Origin of the sequence: Clostridium tertium, assembly GCF_017873245.1 — a bacterium.
GTDB lineage: Bacteria > Bacillota > Clostridia > Clostridiales > Clostridiaceae > Clostridium > Clostridium tertium.
Window position 1 is genome coordinate 47,383 of record NZ_JAGGJY010000020.1, and the last position, 8,413, is coordinate 55,795.

An 8,413-nucleotide genomic window follows, 5' to 3' on the forward strand; every position below is an offset into this window, starting at 1 on the left:
ATTATGTAAAATCAATTTAAGAATATATAAAATTAAATAATAACATAAAATAAGGATATATTGTTTTTCGATAAAAAAAACTTGATAAACGATTCATTGAATGTTAATATATTTATTAGAAAAGGAGAGATTATTATGAATTTAAAAGACGAAAAGAATTTATCTAAGGTACTATCTATTATACTTAATATTACAATAGTTTTTGGAATAGCTCTTACTGGTGGAGTATTCTATATTACATTTTATAAAAGAGGAATACAAGATATTGTCATAAATAAAGGGATAGTTATAGTATTATTAGTTATTGGTATTAGCAGTTTATTTTATATAGTATTTCAGCTTAAAGGAATAATAAATACATTAATAATTGGAGATCCATTTGTCAGATCAAATGCAATTGCTTTCAAGAAAATATCATCATCATCATTAGTAATAGCTTTATGTTATTTTATTAATTTATTTATAAATTCAAATTTTAAAGAGTTTAAATTTATATATGTAGATAATATGGGGATTCATACAGATATGGAAGTATTTATATTTTTATTTGCATCAGCTTTTATATTTATATTAGCAAAGGTTTTTGATAAGGCAGTTACGTTCAAAGAAGAAAATGATTTAACTATATGATGAAGGAGAATAGTATGGGAATAATCGTAAATTTAGATGTTATGATGGCAAAAAGAAAAATTTCATTAAATGAGTTAGCAGAAAGAGTGGGTATAACTAATGCTAACCTTTCTATATTAAAAAATAATAAAGCAAAAGCAATTAGATTTTCTACTTTAGAAGCTATTTGTAGAGAACTTAATTGTCAACCAGGGGATATATTGGAATATATAAGTGAATAATGGAGGTGTAGAAAATATGGTCAATACTGTAGCTTTAGTTTTAGTGAAAGGAGAAAAAATCCTTTTATTAAAACGATCAAAAAATCGATTACCTATAATAGGCATGAAAAATGAAGAAACACCAGAAGAGTGCATTGAGAGATGGAAAGAAGGAAGAATAGAATTTGAAGATTCTCCAATTATTAATTATAACAAGAAGATTCATATAGAAGACTATAATGTTAGTTTAATGTTTATTGACGCTACTAATTCAGAAGTAAAATTAATAGATGAAAGTTTAGTATTTGAAGAATGTAGATGGGCAAATAACATTAATAAAGTGGAAAATGATCTTATTATAAATGTTTTAGATCAATGTAGAATAAATAATTATGAATCTTTAGCAGTTGACTCATTAAAAGAATTTATAAATATGAATAGTAAATATAAAATAAGAAATTCTAAAATAGATATTGAAAAACAAAAAATGGATACTAATAAAGCATTAATTCTTATAGCCTTCTCTTTAGGTGTTGGAATATTATTCTCAAAGTTTATTTTGGGATATTTAGGTATTTCAGTTGCTGTTTTAACAATTTTAATGACGATAATTTTTATGTTAATTGTAGGAGTAAAAAATAAAAGTTTTCTTGGGTATTTCTTTGTAGCATCTAGTATAATTTTATCATTTACTTATGGTATTTTTACAAATGAATTCTTCAGAGTGTTAAATTTATTGGTTATACCAATTTCGCTGTTTTCAGGATTTTTATTATTAACATTTAAAAATATTGAATTCAAGTTAATAGGTTTTGGAACATCATTTTTAGAAATAATTATAGGACAATCGCTAAGCAATTCAACTAAAATCCCTTCAGTATTAAGAGAAACATTAAAAAAAGGGAATATTAAAAAAGAAAATAATCATATTAAATCAATATTAATTGGATTACTTATATCAATACCTTTAATTATAATACTCGGTATCTTACTTGCAGGTGCAGATGAGATATTTAGTTATTATTTAGCAAATATATGGAGATATCTTAATATAGAAAATATTTATGACTTTATATTAAAAGCCATTATAGCAATAATAATAATGTTTTTAGTATTTGGGTTATACTATAGTTTAAATTGTACAGAGGTAAGAGATGTACAAAATAATTCAATAAAAAAAGATTTTAATTCAACAACAATAATTACTATATTAATTTCAATAACTATACTTTATTTAGTATTTACTAAAATACAAATTTCATATTTATATTTAAATAAGGCTTTACCAGCTGGATTTAATTTTGCTGACTATGCTAGAGATGGTTTCTTTCAACTAGTTGCATTAGTAATAGTAAATTTATCAATGATAACGATAATGAATTTTAAAACATCAGCAAATAATAGAAGAGTAAAAAATGTTTTGAATTCTTTATATAGCATAATAACAGTACTAACTATAAATATGGGGGCTTCTGCTATATATAAGATGAACTTATATATAGAGGAATTTGGATATACTAGATTAAGAATTTTAGTTCAAGCATTTACAGTTTTCTTATGTATTTCTTTAATTATATTACTTGCATTTATATGGAGAGGAAAGTATTTGTTTAAGCCAACAGCAATTGTGGGATTAACTATATATTTATGTTTGAATTATATTAATATAGATAATTATATAGTAAAGCAAAATATAAATATAATTAATACGAAACATGAAATAGATGATAGATATTTGACTAGATTATCCTTAGATGCTCAGGATGCAGTAAAAGAAGGCTATGATAAAGGTTTAATAGAAAGCAAGTATTATTACGATTGGTATAATAAAAGGGCTATTACTAAACACTGGTATGAATATAACTACTTTAATAATAGGATTTTTAAATAAAAAACTAATTATTTTAAATTAATGTAATAAGATTTAAGCTTGAATAAAAATTATTAGGAATTTATTCATAAGATATAAACAATAGAAAATGATAAAGGACCGCCTAAAAGAAACGATAATCTAAATAAGTTAAGGGGGGGATTTTATGCAGATTCAAAGAATAAATAATTGGGATAATCCAATATATAATAGTCTTAAAAAAGCTTCAGAAAATCAAAAGAAAGAAAAAGTTGAAGAGAGAAAAAGTGTAGCTGTAGAAAAAAGTTCAAATCAAATAATAAAAAACTTGCAGCGATTAAAAGAGGATTTTAAAGAACAAAAAATAGAACTTCAAGAAACTGAAATGGATCCTAAAGAAAAGAGAATGAAGCTTGAAGAGATAAATAAAAAAATTGCTGAAGTAGAATCTGAAATACAACAAATGAGACTGATAGAAAAAGAAAAAGAAGCTTTAGAAAAACAAAGTAAGTTGGAAGAAAATAATAAAAAGAAAGAAAGTATTAATTCTAAAAACAGAATAAACTTTAATGAAAATAGTGATGGAGTAATAGTTGAAGATAGTTTAAAGAAGTTAATTTCGGCTAGGCATAAATTAACAAGTGCGAATGAGTTTGGTAAAACTAAAGCAGTTATGGAAGTAGAAAAAGGATACTTACAACCTAATGGAAATGAAAATTCATTTGTTAATAAGCAATATACTAAATTAACTAAAGGAATAAAAGGAATAGAAAATAGAATTTTATATGAAGTAGGAAAAGTTAATAAAGAAGTTAATAATAATTATAAAGATAAAGAAGATTTTAAAGATGATAGTAGCGAGGAATAAAGTGTAAATTATTTACGAAGTTATTTTCTTCATTTTTAATTGGGCATATATAAGTTTGTGTTACTCTCAGGGAGAGATAAAATCAAACTTATATATGCTCAATTTTTTTGTTTATTACTTATAGTGATATGTCAGACTATAAGTTTAAAAATTATAAAGTTATCCTATTAAATTATCCCTAAATCAAATTTTAACTTAAGAATTCTTAATACAGACTCATTTATACGTTCTTCTTGAATTTCTCCAGCTCTTATAGATTCTAGCACAGATGGTATTTGCACATCAAAATCAGAGGCTATTATTAAGTCATTACCAGCAATTATGGCTAATACTGCAGATGTAGAATCACCAATATATTCTTTTATAGCACTCATTTGTAAATCATCAGTCATAATTACTCCATCAAATTTTAATTCATTTCTAATGATTTTATTAACACTCGGAGAAAGTGATGCAGGAAGATTTGCATCCATTGATTTTACGATATTATGAGATACTAATATACTACTAGCTCCTGCATCAATTCCAGCCTTAAAAGGTAGAAAATCAGAATTTTGAAAGCTTTCATAACTTCTTTCATCGATAGATATTCCAGTATGAGTATCTACATTGTTTCCATAACCAGGAAAGTGTTTTAATGCAGATCCTATTTTATTTTCATTCATAGTATTTACTACTATTTCAATATACTTAGATGTTTCTAAAGCATCCATGCCAAAAGTTCTAGGATAAATAAAATCATTTGGATTTACTGATACATCGCATACTGGTGCTAAATTCATATTAATTCCTATACTTTTTAGTAGTTCTGCTTTTTCCTTAGTATCGCTAGCTACTAATGGATATCCGCCTTCATTATATAGTTCTTGAGGTGAATAAAAAGGAACAGCCCTAAATTCAGGATACCAACTTAACCTATTAACGATTCCACCTTCTTCATCTATTCCGATTAGAAGTTTTATTTTTGAGTTGCTTTGATAATTTGATAATGTTTGAGTTAAAGATTCTTTAGTTTCATCCTTTATATTATTATCAAATAAAATAAATCCTCCAACCTTATAGTTTTGTAAATCTTCAAGTGCACTATCTTTCATACACCTAATAAAAAACATTTGTCCAACTTTTTCCTCTAATGTCATAGTAGACAATAATTCTTTTGCTTTTTTTAAGTTGATATCTTCATTAGGTAACTGGGTTTGATTATTATTTGAATTATTATCTGAGCCGTTATCTATAATTGAATCAGAGATTTCTTCTCCGTTTGTGTTTTCATTTGTTTTTTTAGAATTAAAATATTTATAACTTATAATAAAAGAAGCTATAAATAACAAAATGATAGAAATAACTAAAATTGATTTTTTCATATTATGTCTCCAATACTTTTAAAGTTTTTATACAAAATTGCAGTAATGATTTTAACTTTATTTTAACTATATCAAATTAATAATTTTTAATTAAAGTTACTTTTTTAGCAATTTGTATATTATTAATTATAACTACATTATATGGATATATACACAACTGGACAATTTTTATTAACTATTTATGGAGTTTATATTTTGAATTTTAATTCAAAATCATCTTTTCACCTAATTAAATTTAACTTATATAATAATATTGATAATAAATTTTTAGAAGTGAAATAAAATGAGTAGTTTAATAATTTATTTAGCAGCAGCTATATTATTTTTAATATCATATAGAAAAGATAAGGAAAAAACTAATAAGGCATTGTTAAAAGGATGGAAGTCAATAGAAAATATATTGCCTCAATTTTTAGGCATAATCTTAGTAGTTGGTTTAACCCTTGCAATATTAAAGCCAGAGACGATATCTAATATAATTGGAGGTAATAGTGGTATATTTGGAGTACTTTTGTCTGCAGTCTTAGGAAGTATTGCAATGATGCCTACATTTGTAGCATTTTCTACAGGAGATATGTTACTTAAAAATGGAGCAGGTATAGCCCAAGTTGCAGCTCTCATATCAACTCTTACTTTAATCGGGATAATTACAATTCCTTTAGAAGCTAAGCATATAGGAAAAAGGGCAGCAATTTATAGGAATATATTAGCTTTTGTTTTTTCGATAATAGTAGCATTTTTTGTTGAAATGGTGGTGACAATTATATGATAAAAGCTTTAGTTAAAAGATATTCTTTTTTTATTATATTACTTATAGTAACGGTAATAGTAACAGTTTTTAATAAAGAGTTAGGGATAAAGTCATTTGGTATAGCTTTCTCAAGTTTTAAACAAATGATTGAAGTAGTACCTCCAATAATGATAATTCTTGGTCTTATGGATGTTTGGATTCCAAGAGAAACTATGATGAAATATATGGGAGATAATTCAGGTATAAAAGGAATTTCTCTTGCTATGTTGATAGGATCAATAGCAGCAGGGCCAATGTATGCAGCTTTTCCATTTACAAAAGTTCTTATAAAAAAAGGAGTTAAATTTAGCAATATAATAATATTTATGAATGCGTGGTGTGTAACTAAAATATCTACATTAATGTTTGAGTTTTCTTCACTAGGATATAAATTTACTTTAGCAAGACTTTTGATTGATATACCTGGAGTAATAATAATGGGGTATTTAGTTCAAGTTTTAATGCCCCCAAATGAGTTAGATAGACTTTATAGTGATAATTTAGATTGAAAAATAATGTTATGAAATGAATAGTATAAAATTATTTACAAATGCTAAATGTATAGTTATAATGTTTATGATAAACTATAAATAATAAGCTATGAAAGAGAAAAGTAGATAGATAGTCATTTTACAGAGATTTAAGCAGGGGTGGAAGCTTAAAAATTGATGCTATTGAAGGAAGCTCTGGAGCTATAAACTGAAACAGCATATTAAAAAAATTGCCAGTAGGTTTATGGGATTCTCCCCTTAAAGAGAATGAGTGGATTAATTTTAACTAATTAATCAATTTAGGTGGTAACGCGGAATTTTGTCTTTCGTCCTAATATTTATAGGATGAAGGGCTTTTTTATTTATATAAAATTTTAAACTACGGAAGGAAGATGAATATGAGTTTTGAAAAATTAGCAGAATTAATATTTCCAAATGTTAATAAAACACCAGAAGATTATGTTGCAATGTATCCAAAAAGAAATTTAAAAGAAGGTGCAGTCGTTACAAGATATGCACCATCACCAACAGGCTTCCAACATATTGGAGGGGTTTTTGCAGCTTTAATAAATGAAAGATTAGCAAGCCAAAGTGAAGGTGTTTTCTTCTTAAGAATAGAAGATACTGACCAAAAAAGAGAAGTTGAGGGTGCTATAGAAGATACAATTCAAACAATGCACAATTTTGGAATGGACTTTAACGAAGGAATGACTGGAGATAAAACATCTAAAGGGGAATATGGTCCATATAGACAAAGCGAAAGAGCTGACATTTATAGAGCTTTTGCAAAAGATTTAATCAAAAAAGGATTAGCATATCCAGCATTTGATACACCAGAAGAATTAGCAGAGCTTAGAGAAAAGCAAACTGCAGCTAAAATAACACCAGGATATTATGGTGAATTTGCTAAGGATAGAAATTTAACTCCTGAAGAAGCAATGGAAAAAATAAATAATGGTGAAAGCTACATAATTAGATTTAAGTCACCAGGAAATATAGAAAATAGAGTAGAATTCCATGATTTAATAAAAGGGGATATAAGTTTCCCAGAAAATAATCAAGATATAGTTATAATAAAGGGAGATGGACTTCCAACTTATCATTTCGCACATGCTATAGATGATGCATTAATGAGAACTACTCATGTTATAAGAGGTGAAGAATGGCTTTCATCATTACCTATACACGTACAATTATTTGATACATTAGGTTTTGAAAGACCCAATTATGCTCATATACCAACAATAATGAAAAAGGATAATGGTTCAAAGAGAAAATTATCAAAGAGAAAAGATGCTGAAGCCGCAGTTTCATATTACAAAGAAGTTGGATATCCAATGGTATCAGTAATAGAGTACTTATTAAACATAATAAACTCTACATTTGAAGATTGGAGATCAGAAAATCCTAGCTTAGATTATCATGAATTTGAAGTTGCTTTAGATAAGATGAGTAAATCAGGAGCATTATTTGATATAGTTAAATTAAATGATGTAAGTAAAGAAGTTATTTGCAAAATGAAAGCAGATGTAGTTTATGATTACTATACAGCTTGGGCTAAAGAGTTCGATAAGGAAATGTACGATTTAGTAACATCTAATGAAAAGATGTCAAAAGAAATCTTCAATATAGATAAAGAAGGTCCAAAGCCAAGAAAAGACTTTGCTAAGTGGGATGAAGTAAGAGGAAAAGTGGATTACTTCTTTGATGAATTATTCAATAAGGAAACAGCAGAAAATGTTGAGCTTCCAAAGACTTTAAGCTTAGAAAATGCAAAAGAAATAATTAAAGTATATAAAGATAAATTCAATTTTAATTCAGGAAGCCAAGAAAATTGGTTTGAAGAATTAAAGGTTATTGGAGCAGAACTTGGATACTGTGCAAATAGAAAAGAATATAAAGCAAATCCAGATGCATTTAAGGGAATGATTTCTGATGTTGCTGGAGCTGTAAGAGCTGCTTTATCTCATAGAAGTAATACTCCAGATCTTTATACTATTATGCAAATATTAGGTGAAGATAAGGTAAGATCTAGATTTGAAAATTTTTTAAATCTATAGTAGGAATATTTGAAAAAGAATAAGAAAAATTTTGATTTATGATTATAATAAAAAGGGGGTCGCGTTATGGTCTGCCCCCTAAAAAGTAGACATTGTTAAAAAGGATATATCATTGTGAATTACAAAAATGGCTTCGATATTTAATTGGAGCCATATTTTTT

General features: G+C 26.3%; 8 protein-coding genes and 1 other annotated feature. Of the genes, 7 read left to right on the forward strand and 1 reads right to left on the reverse strand.

Annotation, left to right across the window (positions count from 1 at the left end):
* Nucleotides 1–135: 135 nt before the first annotated feature.
* The 4 genes from J2Z25_RS16905 (at nt 136) to J2Z25_RS16920 (ending at nt 3,547) form a co-directional block, all read left to right on the forward strand.
* Nucleotides 136–630: a DUF2975 domain-containing protein gene (locus J2Z25_RS16905; RefSeq protein WP_008677149.1), complete on the forward strand. Its 495-nt coding sequence runs from the start codon at nt 136–138 to the stop codon at nt 628–630.
* Nucleotides 631–644: 14 nt separating this feature from the next.
* Nucleotides 645–851 carry a helix-turn-helix domain-containing protein gene (locus tag J2Z25_RS16910; protein ID WP_008677151.1) on the forward strand — a complete coding sequence of 69 codons (207 nt, stop codon included), beginning with the start codon at nt 645–647 and terminating at the stop codon, nt 849–851.
* Nucleotides 852–867: 16 nt separating this feature from the next.
* On the forward strand, nt 868–2,721 hold the full coding sequence (locus J2Z25_RS16915; RefSeq protein WP_209741405.1) for a DUF4153 domain-containing protein: 1,854 nt from the start codon (nt 868–870) through the stop codon (nt 2,719–2,721).
* Nucleotides 2,722–2,866: 145 nt separating this feature from the next.
* Nucleotides 2,867–3,547: a hypothetical protein gene (locus J2Z25_RS16920; RefSeq protein ID WP_209741406.1), complete on the forward strand. Its 681-nt coding sequence runs from the start codon at nt 2,867–2,869 to the stop codon at nt 3,545–3,547.
* Between the two features lie 167 nt (nt 3,548–3,714).
* Here J2Z25_RS16920 and J2Z25_RS16925 read toward each other — a convergent pair whose 3' ends face one another.
* On the reverse strand, nt 3,715–4,911 hold the full coding sequence (locus J2Z25_RS16925; protein ID WP_209741407.1) for a glycoside hydrolase family 3 protein: 1,197 nt from the start codon (nt 4,909–4,911) through the stop codon (nt 3,715–3,717).
* A 283-nt stretch (nt 4,912–5,194) separates the two neighbouring features.
* Between J2Z25_RS16925 and J2Z25_RS16930 the strand changes: the two genes are divergently transcribed.
* The 3 genes from J2Z25_RS16930 (at nt 5,195) to gltX (ending at nt 8,252) form a co-directional block, all read left to right on the forward strand.
* Complete coding sequence (locus J2Z25_RS16930) at nt 5,195–5,680, forward strand: permease (protein ID WP_209741408.1); 486 nt, start codon at nt 5,195–5,197, stop codon at nt 5,678–5,680.
* A complete protein-coding gene (locus J2Z25_RS16935) occupies nt 5,677–6,210 on the forward strand; it encodes a permease (protein WP_209741409.1) in 534 nt (177 codons plus the stop codon). The genes J2Z25_RS16930 and J2Z25_RS16935 overlap by 4 nt, the downstream gene beginning before the upstream one ends.
* Before the next feature lie 82 nt (nt 6,211–6,292).
* Nucleotides 6,293–6,529 (forward strand) — a binding site (T-box leader).
* 61 nt (nt 6,530–6,590) lie between these two features.
* Nucleotides 6,591–8,252 (forward strand): glutamate--tRNA ligase, encoded by a 1,662-nt coding sequence (gene gltX, locus J2Z25_RS16940; protein ID WP_209741410.1) that lies wholly within the window; start codon nt 6,591–6,593, stop codon nt 8,250–8,252.
* Nucleotides 8,253–8,413: the final 161 nt, after the last annotated feature.